The organism is Cellulosimicrobium marinum, assembly GCF_020551945.1.
In the GTDB taxonomy this organism is placed as follows: Bacteria; Actinomycetota; Actinomycetes; order Actinomycetales; family Cellulomonadaceae; genus Cellulosimicrobium; species Cellulosimicrobium marinum.
In genome coordinates this window covers 26,036-51,983 of sequence record NZ_JAJBZH010000004.1, presented here as the reverse complement: position 1 = coordinate 51,983, position 25,948 = coordinate 26,036, and the positions used below count along the sequence as shown (strand labels likewise).

The following is a 25,948-nucleotide window of genomic DNA, read 5'->3' as shown; positions in this document are numbered from 1 at the left end:
CGTCACTGCACAACGGATCGTCCGGCACGTACCTGCCGGTGGAGGGATGTACCAGTCATGGCTACGGTCACCTACGACCACGCGACCCGGCTCTACCCCGGGACCGAGCGTCCCGCTGTGGACCAGCTCAACCTGCACATCGAGGACGGCGAGTTCCTCGTGCTCGTCGGCCCCTCGGGCTGCGGCAAGTCGACGTCGCTCCGCATGCTCGCGGGCCTCGAGGACGTCAACGGCGGACACATCTACATCGGCGACCGCGACGTCACGGACGTCCAGCCGAAGGACCGCGACATCGCGATGGTCTTCCAGAACTACGCGCTCTACCCGCACATGTCCGTCGCGGACAACATGGGCTTCGCGCTGAAGATCGCCGGCACGCCGAAGGCGGACATCCGCCAGCGTGTCGAGGAGGCCGCGAAGATCCTCGACCTCACGGAGTACCTCGACCGCAAGCCGAAGGCGCTCTCCGGCGGTCAGCGCCAGCGCGTCGCCATGGGCCGCGCGATCGTGCGCCAGCCGCAGGTGTTCCTCATGGACGAGCCGCTGTCGAACCTCGACGCCAAGCTCCGCGTCCAGACCCGTACGCAGATCGCGTCGCTCCAGCGCCGCCTCGGCGTCACGACGGTCTACGTCACGCACGACCAGACCGAGGCCCTCACGATGGGTGACCGCATCGCGGTCCTCAAGGACGGCCTCCTGCAGCAGGTCGGCACGCCGCGCGAGATGTACGACACCCCGGCCAACGTCTTCGTCGCCGGCTTCATCGGCTCCCCGGCCATGAACCTCGCGCAGTTCGAGGTCGAGAACGGCTACGCCAAGATCGGCGAGGCGCGCGTCGGGCTCGAGCGCGACATCACGGGCCAGCTCACCGAGGCCGACAAGAACCACGTCACGCTCGGCTTCCGCCCCGAGGCCCTCGACGTCGTGTCGCAGGCCAACGAGGCGTCGTTCCCGGTCGAGGTGAACATCGTCGAGGAGCTCGGCTCCGACGCATTCGTGTACGGCACGCTCGTGGGCCCGCGCGCCCTCGACGCGCACGTCACCTCGGGCGCCGGCGAGAACCAGGTCATCGTCCGCGTCGACCCGCGCAACGTGCCCGCCAAGGGCGAGCGCATCTACGTGACGATCCGCCCGGGCCACTCGCACGTCTTCTCCTACGCGACGGGCAAGCGCCTCGGCTGATCCCCGCACCGCTCCGACAGGGCGGGTCCGACCTCCGGGTCGGGCCCGCCCTGCGGCGTTCCCGGGCTGCACACCCCCGAACCCCGGCTTGCTCGGCACGATCGGGCGATCGTGCCGCACAACCCCGGGTTCGGCACCGCAGGGTCGGGTCCTTGACACGTCCGTGGAGCACCACGAGACTGCTTTTGCATCCGCGGCATCAGAAGTCGCATGCTCGTCAACCCAAGTAGACAGCGTTGTCAATTGGAGTCACATGCAGATCGCGCACGCATCAGCACGCGCCCGACGCGTCGGCACGGCACTGACGGGCGGTGCGCTCCTCGCGGGCACGCTCGCCGCGGCGCCCGCCCTCGCGACACCATCCACCACCTCCGCTCCCCCACCGACCGCCACCACGACCGCCGCCACGACCTCCGCCTCCGCCGCGACCTGCGAGGAGGGCGACGGCCTCCCCGACTCGAAGATCTCCATCCAGCTCTACACGCACGTCGGCGAGATCGGCTCCGGCACGCCGTCGCCCGAGACGCTCGACCGCGTCCTCGGCGAGGTCGCCGCCGCCGGGTTCACCCACGTCGAGCCGTACGACCAGCCCTACTCGATGCCCGTCGAGGACTACGCCGCGATCCTCGACTCGCACGGTCTCGAGGTGTCGTCGAGCCACGGCAGCACGAGCTGGGACTCGTGGCCCGCGACCGTCGCCTACGCCGTCGCGCTGGGCCAGGACTACATCGGCACCGGCGGGATGGGCGGTGGCTACGGCACGTACGAGGAGGCGCTCGCCACCGCGGAGCACGTCGACCGACTCGGCCGGTACGCGCACGAGAACGGCATCGACAAGATCGCGCTGCACAACCACCAGAGCGAGTTCACGACGCGCTACCCGCACCCCGAGACGGGCGAGATGGTCAGCGCGTGGGAGGTCATCGAGGCGAACACCGACCCGCGCTACGTGACGTTCCAGCTCGACGTCGGCTGGGCCGCCGACGCCGGGATCGACGTCCCGGCGTGGATCGAGGAGCACGGCGACCGCATCGAGCTCCTCCACGTCAAGGACGCCGTGAACATCGACGCGCCCGGCGACATGCGCCAGGTCGCCCTCGGCAACGGTGACATGGACCTCCCGGCGATCTTCGCCGCGGCCGAGCCGTACGTGCAGTACTACACCTACGAGTGGGACTGGGCGCCGTCGTTCGAGACGTCCGCGGAGTCCTACCAGTACCTGCGCTGCTACACGACCGACGACGGCGGCGGGAACGAGGACGAGGACTCCCTCGCCCTCGTTCGGCCGGTGACGGCGTCGAGCATCGACGAGCCCGGCCACGAGCCCGAGATGGCCGTGGACGGCAACGCCGGCACGCGCTGGAGCAGCGCGTGGAGCGACCCGGAGTGGATCGCCGTCGACCTCGGCGCGAGCTACGACCTCGACCGCGTCGTGATCGACTGGGAGACCGCCTACGGGTCCGGGTACGAGATCCAGACCTCGCCCGACGGCAAGACCTGGACCACGGTGCACACCGTCACCGACGGGAACGGCGGCTTCGACGACCTCGCCGTCACCGGCACGGGTCGACACGTGCGCCTGTACGCCACGGAGCGGGCGACGCAGTGGGGCTTCTCCCTCTACGAGCTCGAGGTCTTCGGCACGCCGAGCGGCGGCCAGCCCGGGCTCGACCTCGACGTGGACGCCCGGTCGCAGTGCCTCGCCGACCGCGCCTACGTCGCCGTCCGCGCGACGAACGGGGAGGAGTCGCCCGTCGACATCACCCTCGCGACGCCGTACGGCACGCGTGACGTCGCGGACGTCGCGCCGGGCGCGAGCGCGTACCAGGCCTTCGCCGTGCGGTCCGCGTCCGTCGAAGACGGCACGGTGACGGTGACGGCGACCGGCACGGTCGACGGCGAGAGCGTCACCTCGACCGTCGAGGTCGAGCACGACGCGCTCACCTGCGACTGACCCGGCACCGGGCCGCCCGGCCAGGGACGGTTCGCCCCGCGCCCGCCGGCCTCTCCCCGAGGCCGGCGGGCGTCGGTGTCCCCGGACCGTGGACAATGAAGCGGTGACGGTCCACAACCTGCAGATCACGGCGTCGGCCCCCGACCCTGCGCTCCTCGACCTCCCCTGGGACGTCCCCCTGGAGGACTGGCCGGCGGAGACGCTCGCCGCGCTGCCGCGAGGCATCTCCCGGCACATCGTGCGGTTCGTGCGGCTGTCGGGACGCGTCATCGCGATCAAGGAGATCGGCGAGAGCGTCGCGTACCGCGAGTACGAGCTGCTGCGCCAGCTCCGGCGGCTGGAGGTGCCGAGCGTCGTCCCGGTGGGGGTGATCACGGGCCGCACGGACCCGCAGGGCGAGCCCCTGGAGGCCGTGCTCATCACGGAGCACCTGCAGTTCTCCCTCCCCTACCGTGCGCTGTACAGCCAGGCGCTGCGCCCCGACACGGCCACGCGGCTCATCGACGCGCTCGCCGTGCTGCTCGTGCGGCTGCACCTCGTCGGCTTCTACTGGGGCGACGTGTCGTTGTCGAACACGTTGTTCCGGCGCGACGCGGAGACCTTCGCGGCCTACCTCGTCGACGCGGAGACCGGCGACCTGCACCGGGAGCTGTCGCCGGGTCAGCGGTCGTACGACGTCGACCTCGCCCGGACCAACATCATCGGCGAGCTCATGGACCTGGCGGCGGGCGAGCTGCTGGACGAGGACGTCGACGAGGTCGCGATCGGCGACGCGCTCGTCGCGCGGTACACGGAGCTGTGGGAGGCGCTGACGTTCTCGGAGTCGTTCGACGCGGACGAGCGGTGGCGGGTCGCGGCGCGGATCGAGCGTCTGAACAGCCTGGGGTTCGACGTCGGCGAGCTCGCCATCACCACGGACATCGGGGGCACGTCGGTCCAGATCCAGCCGAAGGTCGTGGACGCCGGACACCACTCGCGACGTCTGCTGCGGCTCACGGGCCTGGACGTGCAGGAGAACCAGGCCAGGCGCCTCCTCAACGACCTGGACTCGTTCCGGGCGGCGGCGGACCGGCAGAACGACGACGAGGAGTTCGTCGCGCACGACTGGCTCAGCGGGGTGTTCGAGCCGACGATCCAGGCCGTGCCCCGGAACCTGCGCCGCAAGCTGGAGCCCGCGCAGCTGTTCCACGAGATCCTCGACCACCGGTGGTACGTCTCCGAGCAGGCCGGGCGCGACGTGCCGATGCCGGAGGCGACGCGGTCGTACGTGGAGAACGTGCTGCGGCACCGCCCCGACGAGAAGTCGGTCCTGGGGCTCGCGCCGGGCGAGAAGGACCCGGAGCTCTTCGGCTGACGCGTCGCCGTCCCGCACGTGTCAGCACCCCGTCGACCCGGAGGCCGAGGGGGTGCTGACAGGTCGGCAGGGTCAGACGTCGGTGGCGCGCAGGCGGGCGATCTCGTACAGCGAGATCCCGGTGGCGACGGCGGCGTTGAGCGACTCGGTGTCGGAGCCGATGGGGATGGACGCGACGACGTCGCACGCCTCGCGCACGAGCCGCGACAGGCCCTTGCCCTCGGACCCGGCGACGAGGACGAGCGGCTCGGTCGCGAGCTGGAGGTCGCCGATCGCGGTGTCCCCGCCCGCGTCGAGCCCGACGACGAAGCAGCCGGCCTTCTTCAGCTCGCCGAGCGCGCGCACGAGGTTCGTCGCGCGGGCGACGGGCACGCGCGCGGCGGCGCCGGCGGAGACCTTCCACGCCGACGCCGTGACGCCCGCGGCCCGGCGCTCGGGGACGAGCACGCCGTGCGCGCCGAACGCGCCCGCCGAGCGGAGCACCGCCCCGAGGTTGCGGGGGTCGGTCACGCCGTCGAGCGCGACGACGAGCGGCGGGCGGTCGCTCGCGGCGGCGGCGTCGAGCAGGTCGTCCACGTCGGCGTACTCGTACGGCGGCACCTTGAGCGCGACGCCCTGGTGGACGGCGCCGTCGGTGATCCGGTCGAGCTCGGGCTTGCCCACCTCGAGGAGGTCGTAGCCGCGCCCGGAGACGATGTCGAGGATCTCCCGCGTGCGGTCGTCCGCGTCGAGCCGGGAGAACAGGTAGACCGCCTCCACGGGGATGCGGGCGCGCAGCGCCTCGAGCACGGAGTTGCGCCCCGCGACGATCTCCTGCGCGGAACCGCGGCCCTTCGGCCCGGACGTGCCCGCACGCCCGGTGCGCGCGGCGCCCGGTCGCTGGCCGGCGGCCTTCTTCTCGGCCGCGGCCTTGCGCTTGTGGGCCGCGTGGTACACGCGGTCCTCGGCCTTCGGCGTGGGCCCGCGCCCCTCCAGGCCCTTGCGGCGCTGGCCGCCGGAGCCGACGGTCGCGCCCTTCTTGCTCCCGGCCTTGCGGGTCGCGCCGCGTCGTTGTGAGTTGCCAGCCATGGGTCTACCCGTCGTGTCGTGTCGGTCGGTCAGGTCGGTCGGGGGCGGCAGCGGCACCGCGTGCCGTGCCGCTGGCGTCGGGACGCCTCAGGCCATGCTCCGTCAGGCGAGGCTCCACCGCGCGCCGTCCGCGGAGTCCTCGACGACGACGCCCGCCGCGACGAGCCGGTCGCGGATCGCGTCCGCGGTGGCGAAGTCGCGTGCGGCGCGGGCCTCGGCACGGGCCGCGAGCTCGGCGGCGACGACCGCGTCGAGCGCCGCCGCGTAGCGCGAGTCCCCGGAGTCGGCCCAGCGCGGGTCGCCCGGGTCGAGGCCGAGCACGTCGAGCATCGCCCGCAGCGCGACGAGGTGGTGCCGCGCGACGACGTCCGCCGCGGCGGTACGGTCCGCGAGCGCGGAGTTCCCGGCGCGCAGGTGCTCGTGCACCACCGCGAGCGCCGCGGGCACGTTGAGGTCGTCGTCCATGGCGGCGACGAACGCGGTGGGCAGCTCGACGTCGTCGACGTCAACCTCCCCGACCCGTTCGGTGGCGCGCTCGACGAAGCCGGACAGCCGTTCCCACGTGGTCTGCGCCTCGGTGACTGTGGCGGGCGTCCACTCGAGCATCGACCGGTACTGGACGGACGCGAGCGCGTAGCGCAGGACGACGGGCTTGGTCGTGGCGAGGACCTCGCGCACGAGCAGGCCGTTGCCGAGCGACTTGCTCATCTTCGCGCCGCCCTGCGTCACCCAGGCGCTGTGCAGCCAGTGCCGGGCGAACCCGTACCCTGCGGCGTGCGACTGCGCCTGCTCGTTCTCGTGGTGCGGGAAGCGCAGGTCCAGCCCGCCGCCGTGGATGTCGAACGTGTCGCCGAGGTAGCGGCGTGCCATGGCGGAGCACTCGAGGTGCCAGCCCGGCCGCCCCCGGCCGAACGGCGTGTCCCAGGACGCGGTCGCGGGCTCGTCGGGCTTCGGCGCCTTCCACAGCGCGAAGTCGCGCGGGTCGCGCTTGGCGGCGGCCTCCCGCGCGTCGGCGGGCACGTCGTCGGGGACGGGGTTGAGGTCCTCGAGGCGCTGGTTGGTGAGGGAGCCGTACTCGGGCCAGGAGCGCACGTCGAACCAGACGTCGCCGGGGCCGGTCGTGTACGCGTGCCCGCGCTCCACGAGGCGCTCCATGAGTCCCACCATGTCGGTGACGTGCCCGGTCGCGCGCGGCTCGTACGTCGGGGGCAGGACGCCGAGCGCGTCGTACGCGGCGCTGAACGCGCGCTCGTACGTCGCGGCCCACGCCCACCAGGGCTCGCCGGCCGAGGCCGACTTGGCGAGGATCTTGTCGTCGACGTCCGTGACGTTGCGGATGAGGGTGACGCGGGACCCGCTGCGGCGCAGCCAGCGCACGAGGACGTCGAACGCGACGGCGGAGCGCATGTGACCGATGTGGGGTGCCGCCTGGACGGTCGCGCCGCACAGGTAGATGCCAACCTCGCCCGGCGTCCGGGGGACGAAGTCGCGCACGTCCCGCGTGGCGGTGTCGAACAGGCGAAGGGTCACGTCCGCAAGGGTACCGGGAGGGCTCGTCCCGGGCGGAACCCGTCCGGTCCGGGTCAGCCGAACGCGCGGCCCTCGCCCCGGTACGTGGGGACGACGTCGACGACCTCGTCGCCGCGGACGAGGTGCACCTCGTCGAAGCGCTCCATCATCTCCCCCGCCTTCGCGTGGCGGAACCACACGCGGTCGCCCACGTCGAGCTCGGCGGCGCGCCGCCCGGTGCGGCGCAGCGGGGTCTGCACCTCGCCCGCCCCCTCGCGGCCGGTGAGGGACCAGCCGGGCGTCGCGACGACGGGCAGGCGCGTGGACGACGCCGGCCCGGACGCGACGTACCCGCCGCTGAACGCCGTCGCCCACCCCGGTGCGGGGACACGCACGACGTCGAGCCCGAAGAAGGCCGACGGGCGCGGCCGGAACGCGCGGTAGGCGTCGAAGAGGCCGGGGACGAACAGCCCGGACCCCGCGGTCACCTCCGTGACGACGGGGTCCGCGGAGGACGTCTCGAGCGATCCCGTCCCGCCGGAGTTCACGAGCTCGAGGTCGTGCCCGACGGCGCCGCGCACCGCCTCCACGACCTCGCCCCGCCGCGTGGCGAGGTCCGCGACGGAGGCTCGCTTGACGAGCCGGACCATCGGGCTCGTGTCGGGCAGCCCGGCGACCTGCGCCTCGTAGAACATCACGCCCCGCAGGTGCGTCCCGGGCTCGGCCGCGACCCGGGCGGCCAGGGCGGCGGCGTCGCGCGGGGTGTGCACGGGCGAGCGGCGCGTACCGAGGTGGACGCCCAGGGGGCCGAGCGCGACGCGCAGCGACGCGTCGACGTCGAGGCACAGCCGGACGGGTGCCCTGCCGTCGTCGTGACCCGCGGTGGCGAGCGCGTCCCGCACGAGGGCGAGGTGCGCGGCGTCGTCCACCATGAGGGTGGTCTCGCGGCGCGCGACCTCGTCGCGGGCCAGCGCGGCGAGGGCCCCGCGGTCGACGGTCGGGTACGCCACGAGCACGTCGCGCACGCCGTGCTCGACGAGCCACAGCGCCTCGCGCAGGGAGAACGCCATGACGCCGCGGAACCCGCGGCGGAGCGCGCGGTCGGCGAGGGCACGCGCGCGCACGGACTTCGAGGCGAGCCGCACGGGTACGCCTCCCGACCGCGCGAGGAGCTCGTCGGCGTTCGCGTCGAACCGGTCGAGGTCGACGACGGCGAGCGGCCCGTCGAGCCGCTCCGTCGCCCGCGCGAGGCGGTCCAGCAGCGACGCGGGGACGCCCCGCCCGGTCGGGTCCTGCGCGCCGCCGTCCGCGCCGTCCGCGCGGCCCCCCTCCGCGCGCAGCACACCGCCCACCACCATGGGAGAAACGTACGGCACCGGGCCGCCGGCGCGTGAGAGGGTACGGGCTGTGAGCAGCGACGCCACCCTCCCCTGGACCAACTGGGCCCGCACCGCGACGGCGACGCCGCGCCGTCGGGCCAGCCCGCACGACGAGGCGGACCTCGCCGCGCACGTCGCCCGCGCCGCGGGAGACGGCCTGCGCGTGCGCGCGGTCGGCGCCGGGCACTCGTTCACCCCGGCGGCCGTCACCGACGGGCTCCTGCTCGACCTCGACCGGGTGAGCCTCGTCGAGCGGATCGGCCGCGAGGGCGACGCCCTGCACGTCACCGTCGGCGCCGGGATCCGCCTCCACCGGCTCAACGCGGCGCTCGACGCGGCCGGGCTGGCGATGCGCAACCTCGGGGACATCGACCGGCAGTCCGTCGCCGGCGCGATCTCCACCGGGACGCACGGCACGGGGGCACGGCTCGGCGGTCTCGCGACGCAGGTGCGCGGCGTGCGCGTCGTCGGCGCGGACGGGCAGGTGCGCGAGGCCTCACCGACGCAGGACCCGGACCTGTTCGAGGCGAGCCGGCTGGGGCTCGGCACGACGGGCGTGCTGTCCGCCGTGACGCTGGAGGTCGTGCCGGCGTTCCTCCTGCGCGCCCAGGAGGAGCCGTGGCCCCTCGACCGCGTCCTCGACGGCCTCGCCGCCGCGGACGACGACCCCGACGGGCTCGTCGGGGGCAACGACCACGTCGAGTTCTACTGGTTCCCGCACACGCGCCGCGCCCTGACGAAGCGGAACAACCGCCTGACGCCCGACGAGGAGGCCGCGGAGCTCGACCGGCTGCGCACCGCCGGGCCGGGCGCCGTCGCACGCGCCCGCACGTGGCTCGACGAGGAGCTCCTGTCGAACGGCGCGTTCGAGCTCGTCAACCGCATCGCCACCGCGGTGCCCCGCGCCACGCCCCGCCTCAACGCCGTCTCCGCCCGCGCCCTCGCGCCGCGCACGTACGTCGCGCCGTCGCACCAGGTGTTCGTCACGTCCCGGCGCGTGCGGTTCCGCGAGATGGAGTACGCGGTGCCCCGCGAGCACCTCGTCGACGTGCTCACCGCGATCGACGCCTGGCTCGAGACGTCGGGCGAGCACGTCCCGTTCCCCGTCGAGGTGCGCTTCGCCGCCGCCGACGACGTGTGGCTGTCGACCGCGCACGGGCGCCCCACCGCGTACGTCGCCGTGCACCAGTACGCGCGGCTCGACCACCGGCGCTACTTCGACGCGGTCGAGGCGATCGTCGCGGAGGTCGGCGGCCGCCCCCACTGGGGCAAGCTCCACGGCCTCGACGCCGCCCGCCTGCGCGAGCTCTACCCGCGGTTCGACGCGTTCGTCGCGGTCCGCGACGCGGTCGACCCGCAGGGCGTGTTCGCGAACGACTACGTGGACCGCGTGCTCGGGACGGCGCCGGGGCCCGAGGCGCGCTGACCTCGGACCCCGTCCTGTCCCCCGCCGGGGCCGTCGGCCCGCCGGGCGTCCGCCCGGGTCAGGGCAGGGGTGCGGGACCGTCCGGCCGGACCGGTGTGCCGTCGGCACGGACCATGAGCGACAGCACGTACTCGGCCAGGGCGTGGAAGCTGCGGATCGCGGTCTCGTCGTCCTGCTCCACGAGCCACGCGATCTCGATCCCGTCGATGTAGCCCGCGACGATGCGCGACAGGAACGCGATGTCGGTCGTGTAGGTGACGTCCCCGCGCTCCGCGACGCCCTCGAGGAAGCCGCGCGTCATCGCCCACGTCTGCTCGAGGTGGGTGTGCGCGACGGACCGCAGCGCCCGGCTGCGCACCCCGGCGGTCGCGAACTCGAACGTGAGGAGCCGCATGTGCCGGCGCGGCGTCAGCCCGGTCCACAGCCCGTCGGCCGCGGCGTGCGCGAGCTCGACGACGTCCCCCTCGACGTCGAGCGCGGCGCGGACCGGCTCCGACGCGACGAGCGCCAGGCTGTTGCCCATCGCCTGGAGCAGCTCGTCCTTGTCCTCGAAGCAGTAGTGGACCACCCCGAGCGAGACGCCCGCCTCGGCGGCGACCCCCCGGATCGTGACCGCCTCGACCCCCTCGCGGACCGCGATGGTCATCGCGGCGTCCACGAGCTGGGCCCGGCGTTCCTCGACGGACATTCGGTTCATGTGCGATTCATCCCATGTGTCGTGCTCTGGGAAAGTCAAACACATCGGTGCGCTCACAGCGATACTAGGGGGCACCGACGCGCCCGGCACTCGGGGCGCGCACCCCGGTCGGGGCGACGCGTCCCGCCCGTTCACCAGGCCACCGACGACGAACGGAGCCCCGTGCGCCTCCCACCCCGGACGACCTCCGCGACCCGCGCCGCGGCCGCGACCGCCCTCCTCGGGGTGCTCGCCACCGCCGGGTGCGCGACGGGGACGACCACGGACGACCCCGCGACGCCGGAGGCGTACGACGTCCCGGGCGTCCCGGTGACGATCACCGTGCCGGCAGGCTGGTCGCCCGGCACGCAGGACGGCACGTCGTTCGTCCGCGCCGCCGCGGAGGAGGACTCCTCCTCGGCGTTCCGCGCGAACGTGTCTGTCACGGGCGAGCCGACGACCGCCTCGCTCGAGGACGAGGCCGCGGACACCCTGGACTACCTCGACGGGCTCGGTGGCTGGACCCCGGACGCGGCCGGGCAGGGGCCCACGACCGTCGGCGACGTCCCCGCGTACCGCCTCTCCGGGACGGTCGACGTCGACGGGGAGCCCGTCGCGCAGGAGATCGTGCTCGTCGGGTCGTCGGTCGGCGACGACGCCTGGGTCGTGCACCTGACGGCCTCCGCGGCGGTCGACGACGAGGAGGGGGCGGCGCAGGCGGCCGACGTCCTCGCGAGCGCGGTCGTCGAGCCCGCGGTCCGCCCTGCGGGCTGACCGCGACGACCAGCGCCGTCGCGACGGCGGCGACGCCCTCGCCACGGCCCGTCAGGCCGAGGCCGTCCGTCGTCGTGGCGGTGAGGGTCACCGGCGCACCTGCCGCCGCGCTCAGCGCCGACTCGGCCTCCGCGCGCCGGGACCCGACGCGCGGCCGGTTCCCGATCACCTGGACCGCGACGTTCCCGATCTCGAACCCCGCCGCCCGGACGCGGCGCGCGGCCTCCGCGAGCAGGCTCGCCCCGCTCGCGCCCGCCCACTCCGGCGCGCTCGTCCCGAAGTTCGACCCGAGGTCGCCGAGCCCGCTCGCGGAGAACAGGGCGTCGGCGGCCGCGTGCGCCGCGACGTCGGCGTCCGAGTGCCCGGCCAGGCCGCGCTCCCCCGGCCAGTGCAGGCCGCCGAGCCACAGCGCGCGCTCCTCGCCCTCCGGGGCGAACGCGTGCACGTCCACACCCACCCCTGTGCGCGGCAGCGCCGCGCCGGCGCTCGGCAGGTCCGTCATCGTGGCTCCTCCAGGGTGAGGCCCGCGACGACGAGGTCGCGGCGGGTGGTGATCTTGGCGGCGGCGGCGTCCCCGGCGACCACGTGGACCGGGTGGCCGAGGTCCTCGACGAGGCCCGCGTCGTCGGTCGCGGCGACCGCCTCGTCGTCCGAGCGGTGCGCCGCCGCGGCGTGCGCACGCTCGAGGAGGGCACGGTCGAAGCCCTGCGGGGTCTGGACCGCTCGCAGCACCGACCGGTCGACCGTCGCCACGACCGGCTCCACGGCCGGCGCCCCGGCCGACCCTCCGGCGGTCGGGTCGTCGGGCGCGGGGGGCGCGACGCGCTTGATCGTGTCCGTCACGGGAAGTCCCGGCACGACGGCGCCGTGCCCCGCCCGCACGGCCCGCACCACGCGCTCCACGAGGGACGGCGGCGCGAGGGGGCGCGCGGCGTCGTGCACGAGGACGACGTCGACGGGACCGGGCAGGGTCCCGTCGGCCACGAGGTGGTCCGCGAGGCCCGACGCGAGACCGGCCGCGACCGACGCCTGACGCGTGCCGGCCCCGGTGACGACCCGGACCGGCCGGTCGACCCCCGGGTCGGCGGCGAGCAGTGCCGTCACGTGCGCCTCCACCCCCGGCGGGGACGTCACGACCACGAGGTCGACGACGCCGGAGGCGCACAGCCGCCGGGCGGCGTGCACCACGAGCGGGAGACCGTCGAGCTCGGCGAGCGCCTTGGGGACGTCCAGCCCGAGGCGGGTCCCGGATCCGGCGGCGGTGAGGACGGCGAGAGTCGGCACGGCCACACGCTACCGGCCCGCGGACCCGCGCCGACGGGACCGGGCACGACGACGGGAGGGTGGCCGTCCGTGCGGACGGCCACCCTCCCGTGGTGTCGTGAGCCCGAAGGGGTCAGGACGCGAGGACCTCGTCGAGGATCGCCTCGGCCTTCTCCTCCTCGGTGTGCTCCGCGAGCGCGAGCTCCGACACGAGGATCTGCCGCGCCTTGGAGAGCATCCGCTTCTCCCCGGCGGAGAGCCCGCGGTCCGCGTCCCGGCGCGAGAGGTCGCGCACGACCTCCGCCACCTTGATCACGTCGCCCGACGCGAGCTTCTCGAGGTTCGCCTTGTAGCGGCGCGACCAGTTGGTCGGCTCCTCCGTGTAGGGTGCACGCAGGACCTCGAAGACGCGGTCGAGGCCTTCCTGGCCGACGACGTCACGCACGCCGACGAGGTCGACGTTCTCGGCTGGGACTTCGATGGTCAGGTCGCCCTGGGCGACCTTGAGCTTGAGGTAGATCTTGTCCTCGCCGCGGATCGTACGCGTCTTGATCTCTTCGATCAGTGCGGCGCCGTGGTGCGGGTAGACAACGGTCTCGCCTACTGTGAACGTCATCTTCAGATGTCCCCTTTCGCGGAGGCCCACCTTACCACGCGGAACTGTGGAAATCCGTTGCCCCACCTGCGCCCCCCGGCCCTCCAGGGCGGTATCTGCGCAGGTCAGAGGCCTTTGCCGCCGCTCTGCGAAGTCCCCTCCGCGCGCCCGCCCGGCCGGGTACGGACCGGACCGGGCGGCCCGCACCCTCGCCGCCCCTCTCCGGGCCCGACGTGACCCCGCTCACGACCCGCCCCCGGAGGCCCCCGAGGGCCGGTCCGAGGCCCCGCGACGCACTAGGCTGGGCCCCGAAGCCCGTCCCCTCGCGCCCCTGGAGAGCACGTGACCCGCACCACGACCGCCCGAGCAGCCCGGACCTCGCGGTTCTGGGCCGTCCCCGTCGTCGTCGCGAGCGTGGCCGTCGCCGCGGCGTGCTCCCCCATCGAGACGGACCGCCCCTACTCCCCCTCCGACGGCCTGCGTGTCGACCTCGCCGACGGCGTCCGCGGCCTCAACCTCATGGTCGTCACCGCGGCCGAGGGCGACCCGGGCACCCTGATCGGCGCCTTCGCGAACGACTCGTCGCAGGACGTGGAGTTCGAGGTGACGCCGGAGGGCGGTGCCGGCCTCACCGTGCCCGTCGCCTCGGGCGAGACCGTCTACCTCGGGACCGAGGACGGGTTCGACGCCCAGCTCGGCCAGGTCGACGCCGCTCCCGGCGCCGTCCTGCCCGTCACGGTCGCCGTGAGCACCGGCGAGGAGCAGAGCCTCTCCCTCCCCGTCTTCGACGGCACGCTCGAGGAGTACGCGCACCTGGTGCCGTGACCGGGACCGGCGTCCACGCCGGCCCCGCCCCGGACGACGACGGCGCCGCACCCCGCGAGGGGAGCGGCGCCGTCGTGCTGTGCGGCGTGGCACCGGCCACGCCGGAGCGTCACCCGAAGCGGCCGGAGATGTAGTCCTCCGTCGCCTGCTGGGAGGGCGAGGAGAACATCGTCGCCGTGTCGTCCATCTCGATGAGACGACCCGGCTTGCCCGTCCCCGCGATGTTGAAGAACGCGGTGCGGTCGCTCACGCGCGCCGCCTGCTGCATGTTGTGCGTGACGATGACGATCGTGTACTGGTCCTTGAGCTCGGCGATGAGGTCCTCGATCGCGAGCGTCGAGATGGGGTCGAGGGCCGAGCACGGCTCGTCCATGAGGAGGACCTGCGGCTTCACCGCGATGGCGCGGGCGATGCACAGGCGCTGCTGCTGACCGCCCGAGAGCCCGGAGCCGGGACGGTCCAGACGGTCCTTGACCTCGTTCCACAGGTTCGCGCCCCGCAGCGAGGACTCGACCAGCTCGTCGGCGGCCTTGCGGGAGATCCGCTTGTTGTTGAGCTTCACCCCGGCGAGCACGTTCTCCCGGATCGACATCGTCGGGAACGGGTTCGGGCGCTGGAACACCATGCCGATCTGACGGCGCACGGCGACCGGGTCGACGTCGTTCCCGTACAGGTCCACGCCCTCCATCGCGACGGTGCCCTCGACGCGCGCGCCCGGGATCACCTCGTGCATGCGGTTCAGCGTGCGCAGGAACGTCGACTTGCCACAGCCGGACGGGCCGATGAACGCCGTCACCGACTTCGCCTCGATCGTCATGCTGACGTCCTGCACGGCGAGGAAGTCGCCGTAGAAGATATTGAGGTCCTTGACGTCGATGCGGTTGCTCATGTCCTGGGGTCCTTCCGGGGTCCCGACGGCAGCGGGTGACTGCCGACGAGGGGTCGAGGGGTCGCCGCCACCACGGGCGGGCGTCGCGATGCTCATCGGGCCTTCTTCGGGGAGAACCACCGGCTGACCAGCCGGGCGGCGAGGTTGAGGAGCATCACGATGATGATGAGGGTGAGCGCGGCGGCCCAGGCGCGGTCGACGCCGGTCCCGCCCTGGGCCCACTGACGGTAGGCGAACACGGGCAGCGTCGCCATGCGGCCGTCGAAGAGGTCCCAGTTGACCTGGTTCACCAGGCCGATGGTCAGCAGCAGCGGTGCCGTCTCGCCGATGACGCGCGCGACGGCCAGCATCACGCCCGTGACGATCCCGGCCATGGCCGTCGGGAGGACGACCTTGACGATCGTCAGCCACTTCGGGACGCCCAGCGCGAGGGACGCCTCGCGCAGCTCGTTCGGCACGAGCCGCAGCATCTCCTCCACGGACCGGATCACGACCGGCGTCATGAGCACCGCGAGCGCCACGGCGCCCATGATCCCGGCACGGTAGGCGGGTCCGAGGATCAGCGTGAACAGCGAGAACGCGAACAGGCCCGCCACGATCGACGGGATGCCCGTCATCACGTCGACGAGGAACGTGATGCCCCGTGCCAGGGCGCCGCGCCCGTACTCGACGAGGTAGATCGCCGTGAGGATGCCGAGCGGGACGGAGATGGCGGCGCACGCGAGCGTGACGAGGAGCGTGCCCACGATCGCGTGGTAGACGCCGCCGCTCGTCATCGACCCGTAGACGCCCATCATGTCCGTGGTGAGGAACTCCCAGCTGAACCGCTCCATCCCGTAGGAGACGACCGTCCACGCGAGGGAGACCAGCGGGATCATGGCGAGCAGGAACGCGAAGGTGACCAGCGTCGTCGCGAGGCGGTCGGTGGCGTACCGGGCGCCCTCGACGACGCGGGACGCGACGGTCAGGCTCACCGCGTAGAGCACGGCACCCAGGCCGAGGACGCCGGCGATCGTCGGGTCGGCGACGACGAGGAGCACCACGAACGCCACGGCGAGAGAGCCGCCGACGAACGCGTAGGGAGCCCAGCGGGGCAGGCGCGTCCCGGTCGCGGTGAGCTGGAGGGCCGTCTCCTGGACGGGAGTGTCGACGGTCATCAGTTGGCTCCCGAGAAGTCCTTGCGGCGGGCGACGATCGCCCGGGCGGCGAAGTTCACCGCGAACGTGATGACGAACAGCGCGAGACCGGTGGCGATGAGCACGCTCACCGACAGGCCCGAGGCCTCCGGGAACTGTGCCGCGATGTTCGCCGCGATCGTCTGGTGCTGCCCCGGCTTGAGGAGGAAGAACGAGTAGAGCATCCCGGGAGAGATGACCATGAGCACCGCCATGGTCTCGCCGAGCGCACGCCCGAGGCCGAGCATCGCGGCGCTGATCACGCCGGAGCGGCCGAAGGGGATGACGGCCTGGCGGATCATCTCCCAGCGCGTCGCGCCCAGCGCGAGCGACGCCTCCTCGTGGAGCGTCGGCGTCTGGAGGAACACCTCGCGGGAGACCGCCGTGACGATGGGCAGCAGCATCACCGCGAGGACGACGGCCGCCGTCATGATGTTGCGCGCCGGCGCCTGGTAGCCCTCGAAGATCGGGATGAAGCCCAGCGACGACGACAGCCACCGGAAGAACGGGTCGAGGATCGGCGCGAGCCACAGCGCGCCCCACAGGCCGAACACGACCGACGGGACGGCCGCGAGCAGGTCCACCAGGTAGCCGAGACCCTGCGCGAGGCGACGCGGCGCGTAGTGCGAGATGAACAGCGCGATGCCGACCGACACGGGGACGGCCAGCAGGAGCGCCAGGATCGACGCCAGCACCGTGCCGAAGACGAGCGGGCCGATGTAGGCGAGGAGGGAACCACCGGAGAACCACGAGATCTCGGCGAGCTCCTCGGGGCTCGCCGTCAGCGCGGGCCACGCCTCGATGACGAGGAAGGCCGCGACCGCCGCGAGCGTGACGAGGATGAGGATGCCCGCGCCGTGCGCGAGCCCGGAGAAGACCCGGCCGCCGATGCCGGACGTCCGGGCGGTCGGGCGGACGGGCGACTGCTCGCCGCGCTGCCGGGGTGGACTGGTGACGCTCACTGGTGCTCCGTCGTTCGAGAGGACAGGTTGCCGACCGGCCGCCCGAGCGGGCGGGAGGGACGATGCCGTCCTTCCCGCCCGCTCGAGGCGTGGTGCGTCAGCCCTGGGCCGTGATGCCGTCGAGCGCGGCCTGGACCTCGGCGTGGAGGTCCTCGGAGATCGGCGCCGACCCGGCGACGTCGGGCTCGGCCGCACGGGCCTGGCCCTCCTCGCCGGCGACGTAGGACAGGTACGCCTTGACGTTGTCGGCGTCCGCCTGGTCGTCGTAGGTGCCGCAGGCGATCGAGTACGAGATGAGGACGAGCGGGTAGGCGCCGGCCTCGGTCGTCGTGCGGTCGAGCTCGACCACGAGCTGGGTGTCCGTCGCGGTCTCGGCGCGCGGCGACGCGTCGACGACGGCGGCAGCGGCCTCGGGCGAGTACGGCACGTACTCCTCGCCGACCTTGATCGCGACCGTGCCGAGGTCACCGGCACGCGAGGCGTCCGCGTAGCCGATCGCGCCCTCGGCGCCCGTCACCGTGTCGATGAGGCCCTGCGTCTGGGCGCCGGACTGGCCACCCTCGACCGGCCAGTCACCGCTGGCCTCGTGCGGCCAGGCGCCGTTCGACGCCGCCGCCAGGTACTCGGTGAAGTTCTCGGTCGTGCCGGACTCGTCCGAGCGGTGGACCGGGATGATGTCGATCGCGGGGAGCTCGACGCCCTCGTTCTCGGCGGCGATCGCCGGGTCGTCCCACGACGTGATGTCGCCGTTGAAGACCTTGCCGAGCGTCTCGGCCGACATGTTGATGTTCTCGGCGTCGACGTCCGGGAGGTTGTAGACGACCGCGATCGGGCTGATGTAGAGCGGGAGCTCGAGGACGTCACCGCCGAAGCAGCGCTCCTGCGCCGCGGCGAGCTCCTCCTCGTCCAGCGCGGCGTCCGACCCGGCGAACAGCGTCGCGCCCGCGATGAACTGCTCGCGGCCGCCACCCGAGCCGACCGCGTCGTACGTGACCGTCACGCCCGGGGCGATGTCGCCGAACCCGGCGATCCAGCCGGCGACGGCGTTCTCCTGCGAGCTGGCCCCCGCACCGGCGAGGTCGCCGCTGAGGCTCTCGAGGTCGGACCCCGACGAGCTCTCGGAGCCGCCCGGCTCGGAGTCGTTGCCGTCCGAGCCGTCGGAGCTGCAGGCAGCCAGCGTGAGGGCGAGGGCGCCCACCATGACCGCGGTACCTGCGCGGGAGATTCGGCTGAGCTTCACGAGTCGATCCATCCTGTTCGAAGCTGTGCGAACCGCCGGCGAGTGCCGGCGACATCCAGGACGGTAGGAGCGACGAGTGACGCGAGCGCCGAGCACGGATGAACGACGGGTGAACAATGCACAGACGTTTTCCCCGCTCCGGACGCGGCGCCCGCCCCGGGCGCCGCGACGGACCGCGGACGCTCAGGACGCGGTCACGCCGTCGGCGATCTTGTACCCCAGGCCGCGCACCGTGAGCAGGAAGCGCGGCGACGCCGGCTCCGGCTCGATCTTCGAGCGGATCCTCTTGACGTGGACGTCGAGGGTCTTCGTGTCGCCCACGTAGTCGGTCCCCCACACACGGTCGATGAGCTGCCCGCGCGTCAGGACCCGGCCCGCGTTGCGCAGCAGCAGCTCGAGGAGCTCGAACTCCTTGAGGGGGAACGGGACGACGTCGCCGTCCACCGTGACCGTGTGCCGCTCGACGTCCATCCGGACCGGACCGACCTCGAGGGTGCCGTCCTCGACGACCTCCACGCCGTTCTCCCCGCCCTTGCGCCGCAAGACGGCACGCACCCGCGCCAGGAGCTCGCGGAACGAGTACGGCTTCGTCACGTAGTCGTCGGCACCGAGCTCCAGGCCGACCACCTTGTCGATCTCGGAGTCCTTCGCCGTGAGCATGATGACCGGGACGTCGCCCCGCTGGCGCAGCTCGCGGCACACCTCCGTCCCGCTGAGCCCCGGGAGCATCAGATCGAGCAGGACGATGTCCGCCCCCACCGTGTCGAACTGCTCGAGCGCCTCGGTACCGGTGGCCGCCTCGACCACCTCGAAGCCCTCGCGCCGCAGCTGGTACGCCAGCGGGTCGCGGTACGACTCCTCGTCCTCCACCACCAGGATGCGCGTCACGCGCCTACCTCCTTGTTCCGGATCTCGTCCTCGTGGCCCGGCGTCGCGCCGGGCACGTCCTGCTCCTCGGCGACGACGTCGTCGACGCCCAGCCCCACCGGCGCGGTCTCGGCCGCGGGCACGCGGATCGTGAACGTCGACCCCCGCCCTGGTTCCGACCACATCGTCACGTCGCCGCCGTGGTCGGCCGCCACGTGCTTGACGATGCTCAGCCCGAGCCCCGTCCCGCCCGTGTCGCGGGACCGGGCCGGGTCCACGCGGTAGAACCGCTCGAACACGCGGTCCTGCGCGTCGGCCGCGATCCCGATCCCCTGGTCCACGACCGCGATCTCCACGAGCTCGCCCGACCGGCTCACCCCGACCCCGACGCGCGTGTTCTCCCCCGAGTAGGCGACCGCGTTGTCGAGCAGGTTCCGCACCGCCGTGACGAGGAGGTTGTGGTCGCCGTACACCTCGGCGTCCAGCTCGCCCCCCGTCGTCAGCGTGATGCCCTTGCCCTGCGCGCGCGTGCGCGCACGGTCCACCGCCTCCTCGACGACGCCGCGCACGGGCACCACCGTGACCTCCTGGAGCGCCCCCGCCACCTGGAGCCGCGACAGCTCGATGATCTCCTGCACCAGGGCGGACAGGCGCGTCGCCTCGGACTGCATGCGCGCGGAGAAGCGGCGCACGGCCACCGGGTCGTCCGCGGCGTCCTGCACGGTCTCGGCGAGCAGCGCGAGCGCCCCGACGGGTGTCTTCAGCTCGTGGGACACGTTGACGACGAAGTCGCGGCGGATCGCCTCCACCCGGCGCGCCTCGGTCCGGTCCTCCGCGAGCACGAGCACGTGGTCGGGCCCGACCTGCGCCACCCGCACCTGGAGCATCACCGTGCCCCGGCCCACCGGACCCCGCGGCAGCTCGAGCTCCTCGTCGCGGATCACCCCGTCCCGACGCACCGCGTCGATGAGGTCGCGGATCGCCGCGTGCGCGATCGCGTCGCCCCGCACCACCCCCAGCGCGTACGCGGGCGGGCTCGCGCGCACGACGTCGCCCTCGTCGTCGAGCACGACCGCTGCGGACCGCAGCACCGCGAGGACGCGGACGAGACCTTCGTCGAGCTCGCGCGCCGGCTCGGCCGGGCGCGCACGCTGCGCGTGCTCGCTCAGGCGGAAGGCGACGGCGGCGACCACGCCGACGACGACCCCCACGATCCCGGCGAGCAGCACCGTCGTGCCCTCGATGAGGCTCTCAGCTTCCACACGCCCAGCGTACGGTCGTGGCGGTGCGGTCCCGCGCCGATCCGCCGCGTACGGGCCGCGACCGGCGAAGAGTTCACCTCGACGCGCCCTGGCGTTCACCGCACGGACCCCCGGGGCTGCGAGGGTGACCGGAGCACAGGACGCGATCGGGCGCACGTGGCGGCCCGGCACGTCCACGGACCGGTGCACCAGGGGGCCCGGTCATGACGAGAGGGAAGCGATGCGGGAGATCTTCGAGGCCGAGCTCAAGCAGGTCGGCGACGACCTCGCCGAGATGAGCAGGCTGGTCGAGTCGGCGATCGGTCGCGCCGGCCAGGCGCTGCTCACGGCCGACCTGCAGCTCGCGCAGCAGGTCATCGCCGCCGACCACACCATCGACGCGATCGAGCGGGAGCTGGACGAGCGATGCGTCCTCCTCCTCGCGCAGCAGCAGCCCGTCGCCACCGACCTGCGGGTCGTCGTGAGCGCGCTGCGCATGAGCGCGACACTCGAGCGCATGGGCGACCTCGCCCGACACGTCGCACAGGTCGCGCGCGGACGCTACCCGTCCCGGGCGATCGCTCCGGCGGTGCACAAGACGTTCGAGCAGATGAACGACGCCGCGGTGCGCGTCGCGCGTCGCACCACGACGCTCCTCACGACCCGCGACCTCACCGTCGCCGCGAACATCGAGCGCGACGACGACCTGCTGGACAAGCTCCACCAGGACACGTTCACCGCGCTGCTCGACCCGTCGTGGTCCGGGACCCCGCAGGAGACCATCGACGTGACGCTCGTGGGCCGCTACTACGAGCGGTTCGGCGACCACGGCGTCTCCGTCGCCAAGCGCGTGACGTACCTCGTCACCGGCGACTTCGCCGACGACCGCGGCGTCCCGTCGGGCGGAAGCCGCGCGACGGCCTAGCCCGCCGTCCGCCACCAGGAGGGCGTGGCGGGCCTGGCCGGGAGAGTCGACGAAGGAGGCGCGGATCGTGGAGATCCGCGCCTCCTTCGTGTCGTCACGCCCTGGTGACCTGAGTCAGCGGCCCTGGTTGGCCACGGCCGCGGCGGCCTCGGCGGCAGCCTCGGGGTCGAGGTAGCGCCCGCCCTTCGTGACCGGCTTCAGGTTCTCGTCGAGCTCGTAGAGCAGCGGGATGCCCGTCGGGATGTTGAGGCCCGCGATGTCCTCGTCCGAGATGCCGTCGAGGTGCTTGACGATCGCACGCAACGAGTTGCCGTGGGCGGCGACGAGCACGGTCTTGCCGGACGTCAGGTCGGGCACGACCTGCGAGTCCCAGTACGGCAGCGCGCGCTCCAGGACGTCCTTGAGGCACTCCGTGCGCACGACCGGCGCGTCGGCGTAGCGCGGGTCGGCGTCCTGGGAGAACTCCGAGCCCAGCTCGATCTCGGGCGGCGGGACGTCGTAGGAGCGACGCCAGAGCATGAACTGCTCCTCGCCGAACTCCTCCAGCGTCTGCTTCTTGTTCTTGCCCTGCAGGGCCCCGTAGTGGCGCTCGTTGAGGCGCCACGACCGCTTGACCGGGATCCAGTGGCGGTCGGCGGCGTCGAGCGCGAGGTTCGCGGTCGTGATGGCACGACGCAGGAGGGACGTGTGCACGACGTCGGGCAGCACGCCGGCCTCCGTGAGGAGCGTCCCGCCGCGCTTCGCCTCGCCGACGCCCTTCTCGGACAGCGCCACGTCGACCCAGCCGGTGAAGAGGTTCTTCGCGTTCCAGTCGCTCTCGCCGTGGCGGAGCAGCACGAGGGTGTAGGTCATGGTTCCATCCTGCCGCACCACGCCGTGGACGGGCATCCCGGTCCACGTGGTGGTGACCCGCGCCGTCGGGCACGGGACGAACGTCCCGCGGGAATGGGCACGGGCCACGGCCCGTTGGGACGGGCATGCCGATCGACGGAGAGTACGCACCGAGCACGAGCGACCGGGCGCGCAAGCAGGCCGAGTCCTACGAGGCGTCCGGCGGGACCCGGAGCACGACCCTGAACGGGATGCCCGTCGTCGTCCTCACGACCCTGGGACGGCGCACCGGCGCCGTGCGCAAGACGCCGCTCATGCGCGTGGAGCACGACGGCACCTACGCCGTCGTCGCCTCCCTCGGCGGCGCCCCCCAGCACCCCGTCTGGTACCACAACGTGGTCGCCCACCCCCAGGTGGAGCTGCAGGACGAAGGTGCGCGCCACGACTACGTGGCGCGCGAGGTGCACGGAGAGGAGCGCGACCTGTGGTGGGAGCGCGCCGTCGCCGCCTACCCGCCGTACGCCGACTACCAGCAGCGCACCGACCGCGTCATCCCCGTCCTCGTGCTCGAACGCACCGCCTGACACGCCAGAGGGCGTGACGGTCAGCGCGCCGCGCGGACCTTCGTCGCCTCGGCGTAGACGTCGAGCATGCGGCGCGCGGCGGCGTCCCAGCCGAACCGTTCGCTGACGCGACGCGCGCCGATCGCGAGCGCGGCGCGACGGTCGTCGTCGGCGAGGAGGTCCGCGAGGGTGCGCGCCCACGTCCACGGGTTGTGGTCGGGCACGAGGACCCCGGACTCACCGTCCACGACGACGGTCGTGAGCCCACCGACGGCGGCCGCCACGACGGGCGTCCCGCTCGCCTGCGCCTCCGCCGCGACGAGGCCGAACGTCTCGTTGTGCGAGGGGACGGCGACGAGGTCGGCGGCACGGTAGTAGTCGACGAGCCGGTCGCGCGCCACGGGCGGTCGCACGACGACGCGGTCGCTCACCCCGAGCTGGTGGGACAGCGCCTCGAGCTCGCGGACCGCGGTGGGCCGTCCGCTCGGGCCTCCCAGCACGACGAGCGTGGGGACCGGCTCGTCGTGGTCGGCGAGCACGCCGAGGGCGCGGACGAGCAGGTCGGGTGCCTTGAGCGGCTGGACGCGTCCCGCGAACAGCACGAGCCTGCCGTCGGCGGGCAGGCCGAGCTCGTCCCGCAACGCCCGCCGGGCCTCGTCCCGCCGGGCCGGGGACGCGCCGTCGGGCAGCCCCGGGGAGAACAGGTCGAGGTCGACGCCCGGCGGCACGACGTGCACCCGCTCCGGGTCCGCGGCGTAGTCGCGGACGAGGTCCGACGCCTCGGCGTCCGTGCTCGCCACAAGTGCGTCCGCCTCCGCGACGACCTGCTCCTCCCCGATGATCCGCCCCAGCGGCTCGGGGGCGTCGCCGGGCGCCAGGGCCGCGTTCTTCACGTGCGCGAGGGTGTGCATCGTGTGCACGAGGGGAACGTCCCACCGGTCGGCGGCGAGCCAGCCCACCTGACCGGACAGCCAGTAGTGGGTGTGCACGACGTCGTACCACCCGGCGTGGCGGCGCGCCTCCGCCCGGAGCACCCCGGCCGTGAAGGCGCAGAGCTGGCCGGGCAGGTCGTTCTTGTCGAGCCCTTCGAACGGGCCGGCGACCACGTGCCGCACGGTCACGCCGTCGGCCACCTCGACGACCGGCGGCTGCGCGGACGACGTCGCGCGCGTGAAGATCTCCACGTGCGCGCCGTGCCGGGCGAGGGCGTGCGCCAGCTCGGTGACGTACACGTTCATGCCGCCCGCGTCGCCCGTACCGGGCTGGTCGAGGGGCGACGTGTGGACGGACAGCATCGCGACGCGCAGCGCGTCGTCCGTGCGGTCGGCCCCGGGGCGGTCGGACGTCACGGCGCTCAGGCCTCCACGACGCACGCCGGGGCGGGCAGCGCGAGGACGTCGAGGACCTCGCCGAGGCCGTCGCTGCGCCGCACGCGCAGGAGGGCGAGGTTCGAGCCCGGCACAGGGTCCCCGTCACGGACGATGAGGGGGTCGTCGTTCTGGTTCGCCACGACGACGAGGTCGTGCAGAGGCTCCCCGTCGCCGGTCGGGCGCAGGACGGCGTGGTGCCGGGGCCACGCCCCGCCCACCGGGGTGTCGGCGAGGTGGCGCAGCGCGGGCGGCGCACCCTGGGGCCCGGCGTCGACCGCGTGGACGGCGAGGACGTCCGCGCCGCGGACCGCGACGACGACGCGCGCTCCGTCCGCGGTGACGGACACGTGGGACGGGTAGCTGCGCCCTCCCGCAGGGGCCGCGGCGTGCGCGGCGGGGTACCGGGCGACCACGTCGTACGTGCCGTCCGCGGCCGGGGCCAGCACGAACAGTGCAGGGTCGAGCTCGCCCACGACCACGAGGTGGCCGCCGGGGAGCGCGGCGAGATGGCGCGGCCCGGTGCCGGGCGGGAGCGTCGCGACGACGCGCCCCGGAGTCCCGGCGGGCGCACCGGGGTCGTGGCGGCGGACCTCGTCCGTGCCGAGGTCGACGACGAGCACCCCGTCCCGGCCGTCGTCCGCGACGAAGTGGGCGTGCGGGCCGCCCTGCCGGTCCCCGTCCGGACCGCTGCCCGCGTGCCCGTACCCGCGCGGCTCCCCGACGAGAGCGCCCGTGCCGTCGACCGACGCGACCGTGAGGACCCCGTCCCCGTAGTTCGCGACGAGCACCTCGGTCGCGCGCGCGACGACGTGGCAGGGGTGCGCACCACCCGTCGGGACGGCCGGGCCGCGGGGCGCGAGACCGCCGTCGGGCGTGACGGCGAAGGCCGTCACCGTCCCCCGCTCCGCCTCCTCGACGGCGTACAGCGTGCCACCCTCCGCACCGGGCCCGTCACCGGAGGGTCCGAGGGCCAGGAACGACGGCGACGGCGACGGCGCGACCAGCACCCCTCCGACGAACACCCCCCGCTCCGTGTCGAGCTCGACACGCCAGACCCCCTCGGGGTCCGCCGACGCGGGGTGCGGGTAGGTGCCGATCCACAGGGCGCGCGTCGCGACGGTCATGCCTCGAGCCTAGTTCGCCCGCGCGTCCCCCCGGACACGACGACGGGGCGCCGCCCGAGCCACGTCGGACGGCGCCCCGGTCGGCCGCGGCTCAGTGCGCGGCGTCGTACGCCTTCTGGACCTCCTGCGAGATACGACCACGGTCGTTGACCTGGAAGCCGTTCTCGCGGGCCCACTCACGGATCTTCGTCGCGTCGGCCGCACCGGAGGAACGCCCCCGGCGTGCCGGGCGGGACGTCGAGCGCGACGACACCTTGCGGGCGTTGCCCACCCAGCTGGCGAACGCGTCGCGCAGCTCTTGCGCGTTCTTCGCGCTGAGGTCGATCTCGTAGGAGACGCCGTCGAGGGCGAAGGTCACCGTCTCGTCCGCCGCCCCGCCGTCGAGGTCGTCGACGAGAATTACCTGGACTTTCTGGGCCACTGTGGTTTCCTCACGCTTCACCGGAATGACATTGCCTGGCCAGGATGCCAGCGCGGAAGAACCCACGTCAATTGTCGCCGCCGTCGGCGCGCCGACTTCTTTCTCGGGCGCACCCGAGACATTCGTCACCGCGGGGTGCCGGGAACGCCGGAAGAACGGGGAACGGAGGCGCCTTCCGCACCGCGCGTCGCGTTCTCCTCGGCGTCGAGACGCGCAAGAGCGGTACGTTCGTTCCGGTCCGCGCGCACGATATACCGCATCGCGACCCAGAACAGCAGACCCACCCCGACCGACGGGACGAGAGCCCCGAGCGCGGGCAGAAAGTTATCCATGTC

The 25,948-nt window shown here is 73.5% G+C and carries 25 protein-coding genes and 1 pseudogene; 8 read left to right on the top strand and 18 right to left on the bottom strand.

Annotated features, from left to right (window positions below; genetic code table 11):
* Positions 1-57: 57 nt before the first annotated feature.
* The 3 genes from LGQ04_RS10115 to LGQ04_RS10105 all read left to right on the top strand — a co-directional run bounded on the left by LGQ04_RS10115 (position 58) and on the right by LGQ04_RS10105 (position 4,490).
* Positions 58-1,182 carry an ABC transporter ATP-binding protein gene (locus tag LGQ04_RS10115; protein ID WP_229243582.1) on the top strand — a complete coding sequence of 375 codons (1,125 nt, stop codon included), beginning with the start codon at positions 58-60 and terminating at the stop codon, positions 1,180-1,182.
* Between the two features lie 253 nt (positions 1,183-1,435).
* Positions 1,436-3,136, top strand: a complete 1,701-nt coding sequence (locus LGQ04_RS10110) for a discoidin domain-containing protein (protein ID WP_229243581.1) — start codon at positions 1,436-1,438, stop codon at positions 3,134-3,136.
* Positions 3,137-3,239: 103 nt separating this feature from the next.
* A complete protein-coding gene (locus LGQ04_RS10105; protein WP_229243580.1) occupies positions 3,240-4,490 on the top strand; it encodes a DUF4032 domain-containing protein in 1,251 nt (416 codons plus the stop codon).
* Between the two features lie 72 nt (positions 4,491-4,562).
* On the opposite strand, the gene rlmB is transcribed toward LGQ04_RS10105, so the two are convergent.
* The 3 genes from rlmB to LGQ04_RS10090 all read right to left on the bottom strand — a co-directional run bounded on the left by rlmB (position 4,563) and on the right by LGQ04_RS10090 (position 8,425).
* Complete coding sequence (rlmB, locus tag LGQ04_RS10100; protein ID WP_229243579.1) at positions 4,563-5,558, bottom strand: 23S rRNA (guanosine(2251)-2'-O)-methyltransferase RlmB; 996 nt, start codon at positions 5,556-5,558, stop codon at positions 4,563-4,565.
* Positions 5,559-5,660: 102 nt separating this feature from the next.
* Positions 5,661-7,088, bottom strand: coding sequence for a cysteine--tRNA ligase (gene cysS, locus LGQ04_RS10095; protein WP_229243578.1), 1,428 nt, complete (start codon positions 7,086-7,088; stop codon positions 5,661-5,663).
* A 53-nt stretch (positions 7,089-7,141) separates the two neighbouring features.
* Positions 7,142-8,425: an alanine racemase gene (locus LGQ04_RS10090; RefSeq protein WP_229243577.1), complete on the bottom strand. Its 1,284-nt coding sequence runs from the start codon at positions 8,423-8,425 to the stop codon at positions 7,142-7,144.
* A 49-nt stretch (positions 8,426-8,474) separates the two neighbouring features.
* Here LGQ04_RS10090 and LGQ04_RS10085 point away from each other — a divergent pair, with 49 nt between their 5' ends.
* Positions 8,475-9,872 carry a D-arabinono-1,4-lactone oxidase gene (locus LGQ04_RS10085; protein ID WP_229243576.1) on the top strand — a complete coding sequence of 466 codons (1,398 nt, stop codon included), beginning with the start codon at positions 8,475-8,477 and terminating at the stop codon, positions 9,870-9,872.
* Positions 9,873-9,930: 58 nt separating this feature from the next.
* On the opposite strand, the gene LGQ04_RS10080 is transcribed toward LGQ04_RS10085, so the two are convergent.
* Positions 9,931-10,569, bottom strand: coding sequence for a TetR/AcrR family transcriptional regulator (locus LGQ04_RS10080; protein ID WP_229243575.1), 639 nt, complete (start codon positions 10,567-10,569; stop codon positions 9,931-9,933).
* A 162-nt stretch (positions 10,570-10,731) separates the two neighbouring features.
* Between LGQ04_RS10080 and LGQ04_RS10075 the strand changes: the two genes are divergently transcribed.
* The gene (locus LGQ04_RS10075) at positions 10,732-11,322 is read left to right on the top strand and encodes a DUF1795 domain-containing protein (RefSeq protein ID WP_229243931.1); all 591 of its coding nucleotides are present in this window, start codon (positions 10,732-10,734) and stop codon (positions 11,320-11,322) included.
* A gap of 1 nt (position 11,323) precedes the next feature.
* Here LGQ04_RS10075 and ispF read toward each other — a convergent pair.
* From ispF to LGQ04_RS10060, 3 genes and pseudogenes are all read right to left on the bottom strand, one after another.
* Positions 11,324-11,824 (bottom strand): annotated as a pseudogene (ispF, locus tag LGQ04_RS10070) (2-C-methyl-D-erythritol 2,4-cyclodiphosphate synthase); the annotation flags it as partial.
* Positions 11,821-12,606 carry an IspD/TarI family cytidylyltransferase gene (locus tag LGQ04_RS10065; protein WP_229243574.1) on the bottom strand — a complete coding sequence of 262 codons (786 nt, stop codon included), beginning with the start codon at positions 12,604-12,606 and terminating at the stop codon, positions 11,821-11,823. The gene LGQ04_RS10065 and the pseudogene ispF, both read right to left, overlap by 4 nt.
* Positions 12,607-12,718: 112 nt before the next feature.
* Positions 12,719-13,201, bottom strand: a complete 483-nt coding sequence (locus LGQ04_RS10060; protein WP_024841917.1) for a CarD family transcriptional regulator — start codon at positions 13,199-13,201, stop codon at positions 12,719-12,721.
* 321 nt (positions 13,202-13,522) lie between these two features.
* Here LGQ04_RS10060 and LGQ04_RS10055 point away from each other — a divergent pair, with 321 nt between their 5' ends.
* Positions 13,523-14,005 (top strand): hypothetical protein, encoded by a 483-nt coding sequence (locus LGQ04_RS10055; RefSeq protein WP_229243573.1) that lies wholly within the window; start codon positions 13,523-13,525, stop codon positions 14,003-14,005.
* Positions 14,006-14,114: 109 nt separating this feature from the next.
* Here the strand turns inward: LGQ04_RS10055 and pstB are convergent, their stop codons facing one another.
* The 6 genes from pstB to LGQ04_RS10025 all read right to left on the bottom strand — a co-directional run bounded on the left by pstB (position 14,115) and on the right by LGQ04_RS10025 (position 20,400).
* Entirely contained in the window at positions 14,115-14,894 is a 780-nt protein-coding gene (gene pstB, locus LGQ04_RS10050) for a phosphate ABC transporter ATP-binding protein PstB (RefSeq protein WP_229243572.1), read from the bottom strand.
* Between the two features lie 92 nt (positions 14,895-14,986).
* Positions 14,987-16,051, bottom strand: coding sequence for a phosphate ABC transporter permease PstA (gene pstA / locus LGQ04_RS10045; protein ID WP_229243571.1), 1,065 nt, complete (start codon positions 16,049-16,051; stop codon positions 14,987-14,989).
* Positions 16,051-17,031 (bottom strand): phosphate ABC transporter permease subunit PstC, encoded by a 981-nt coding sequence (pstC, locus tag LGQ04_RS10040; protein WP_372470041.1) that lies wholly within the window; start codon positions 17,029-17,031, stop codon positions 16,051-16,053. The genes pstA and pstC overlap by 1 nt, the downstream gene beginning before the upstream one ends.
* Before the next feature lie 97 nt (positions 17,032-17,128).
* Complete coding sequence (pstS, locus tag LGQ04_RS10035; protein WP_229243570.1) at positions 17,129-18,271, bottom strand: phosphate ABC transporter substrate-binding protein PstS; 1,143 nt, start codon at positions 18,269-18,271, stop codon at positions 17,129-17,131.
* A gap of 183 nt (positions 18,272-18,454) precedes the next feature.
* Complete coding sequence (locus tag LGQ04_RS10030) at positions 18,455-19,159, bottom strand: response regulator transcription factor (protein WP_229243569.1); 705 nt, start codon at positions 19,157-19,159, stop codon at positions 18,455-18,457.
* The gene (locus LGQ04_RS10025) at positions 19,156-20,400 is read right to left on the bottom strand and encodes a sensor histidine kinase (protein ID WP_229243568.1); all 1,245 of its coding nucleotides are present in this window, start codon (positions 20,398-20,400) and stop codon (positions 19,156-19,158) included. Before LGQ04_RS10025 ends, LGQ04_RS10030 begins: the two co-directional genes overlap by 4 nt.
* 220 nt (positions 20,401-20,620) lie before the next feature.
* On the opposite strand from LGQ04_RS10025, the gene phoU reads away from it, so the two are divergent.
* A complete protein-coding gene (phoU, locus tag LGQ04_RS10020; RefSeq protein ID WP_229243567.1) occupies positions 20,621-21,304 on the top strand; it encodes a phosphate signaling complex protein PhoU in 684 nt (227 codons plus the stop codon).
* A 114-nt stretch (positions 21,305-21,418) separates the two neighbouring features.
* Here phoU and LGQ04_RS10015 read toward each other — a convergent pair whose 3' ends face one another.
* The gene (locus LGQ04_RS10015; RefSeq protein ID WP_229243566.1) at positions 21,419-22,156 is read right to left on the bottom strand and encodes a phosphoglyceromutase; all 738 of its coding nucleotides are present in this window, start codon (positions 22,154-22,156) and stop codon (positions 21,419-21,421) included.
* Between the two features lie 125 nt (positions 22,157-22,281).
* Here LGQ04_RS10015 and LGQ04_RS10010 point away from each other — a divergent pair, with 125 nt between their 5' ends.
* The gene (locus tag LGQ04_RS10010; RefSeq protein ID WP_229243565.1) at positions 22,282-22,719 is read left to right on the top strand and encodes a nitroreductase family deazaflavin-dependent oxidoreductase; all 438 of its coding nucleotides are present in this window, start codon (positions 22,282-22,284) and stop codon (positions 22,717-22,719) included.
* A 20-nt stretch (positions 22,720-22,739) separates the two neighbouring features.
* On the opposite strand, the gene mshA is transcribed toward LGQ04_RS10010, so the two are convergent.
* From mshA to LGQ04_RS09990, 4 genes are all read right to left on the bottom strand, one after another.
* Positions 22,740-23,993 carry a D-inositol-3-phosphate glycosyltransferase gene (gene mshA, locus LGQ04_RS10005; protein WP_229243916.1) on the bottom strand — a complete coding sequence of 418 codons (1,254 nt, stop codon included), beginning with the start codon at positions 23,991-23,993 and terminating at the stop codon, positions 22,740-22,742.
* A 59-nt stretch (positions 23,994-24,052) separates the two neighbouring features.
* Positions 24,053-25,192, bottom strand: coding sequence for a lactonase family protein (locus LGQ04_RS10000; RefSeq protein ID WP_229243564.1), 1,140 nt, complete (start codon positions 25,190-25,192; stop codon positions 24,053-24,055).
* 91 nt (positions 25,193-25,283) lie between these two features.
* The gene (locus LGQ04_RS09995) at positions 25,284-25,613 is read right to left on the bottom strand and encodes a histone-like nucleoid-structuring protein Lsr2 (RefSeq protein ID WP_229243563.1); all 330 of its coding nucleotides are present in this window, start codon (positions 25,611-25,613) and stop codon (positions 25,284-25,286) included.
* Positions 25,614-25,738: 125 nt separating this feature from the next.
* Positions 25,739-25,945 (bottom strand): hypothetical protein, encoded by a 207-nt coding sequence (locus LGQ04_RS09990; protein WP_229243562.1) that lies wholly within the window; start codon positions 25,943-25,945, stop codon positions 25,739-25,741.
* Positions 25,946-25,948 lie beyond the last annotated feature (3 nt).

Bases quoted from the DNA above. Each gene is read 5' to 3' on its own strand.
- LGQ04_RS09990 (WP_229243562.1), bottom strand. From the start codon at position 25,945: ATGGATAACTTTCTGCCCGCGCTCGGGGCTCTCGTCCCGTCGGTCGGG.
- pstA (WP_229243571.1), bottom strand. From the start codon at position 16,051: ATGACCGTCGACACTCCCGTCCAGGAGACGGCCCTCCAGCTCACCGCG.
- LGQ04_RS10080 (WP_229243575.1), bottom strand. From the start codon at position 10,569: ATGAACCGAATGTCCGTCGAGGAACGCCGGGCCCAGCTCGTGGACGCC.
- LGQ04_RS10110 (WP_229243581.1), top strand. From the start codon at position 1,436: ATGCAGATCGCGCACGCATCAGCACGCGCCCGACGCGTCGGCACGGCA.
- LGQ04_RS10010 (WP_229243565.1), top strand. From the start codon at position 22,282: ATGCCGATCGACGGAGAGTACGCACCGAGCACGAGCGACCGGGCGCGC.
- phoU (WP_229243567.1), top strand. From the start codon at position 20,621: ATGCGGGAGATCTTCGAGGCCGAGCTCAAGCAGGTCGGCGACGACCTC.
- LGQ04_RS10115 (WP_229243582.1), top strand. From the start codon at position 58: ATGGCTACGGTCACCTACGACCACGCGACCCGGCTCTACCCCGGGACC.
- rlmB (WP_229243579.1), bottom strand. From the start codon at position 5,558: ATGGCTGGCAACTCACAACGACGCGGCGCGACCCGCAAGGCCGGGAGC.
- pstB (WP_229243572.1), bottom strand. From the start codon at position 14,894: ATGAGCAACCGCATCGACGTCAAGGACCTCAATATCTTCTACGGCGAC.
- mshA (WP_229243916.1), bottom strand. From the start codon at position 23,993: ATGCTGTCCGTCCACACGTCGCCCCTCGACCAGCCCGGTACGGGCGAC.
- LGQ04_RS10090 (WP_229243577.1), bottom strand. From the start codon at position 8,425: ATGGTGGTGGGCGGTGTGCTGCGCGCGGAGGGGGGCCGCGCGGACGGC.
- LGQ04_RS10015 (WP_229243566.1), bottom strand. From the start codon at position 22,156: ATGACCTACACCCTCGTGCTGCTCCGCCACGGCGAGAGCGACTGGAAC.
- LGQ04_RS10060 (WP_024841917.1), bottom strand. From the start codon at position 13,201: ATGACGTTCACAGTAGGCGAGACCGTTGTCTACCCGCACCACGGCGCC.
- LGQ04_RS10000 (WP_229243564.1), bottom strand. From the start codon at position 25,192: ATGACCGTCGCGACGCGCGCCCTGTGGATCGGCACCTACCCGCACCCC.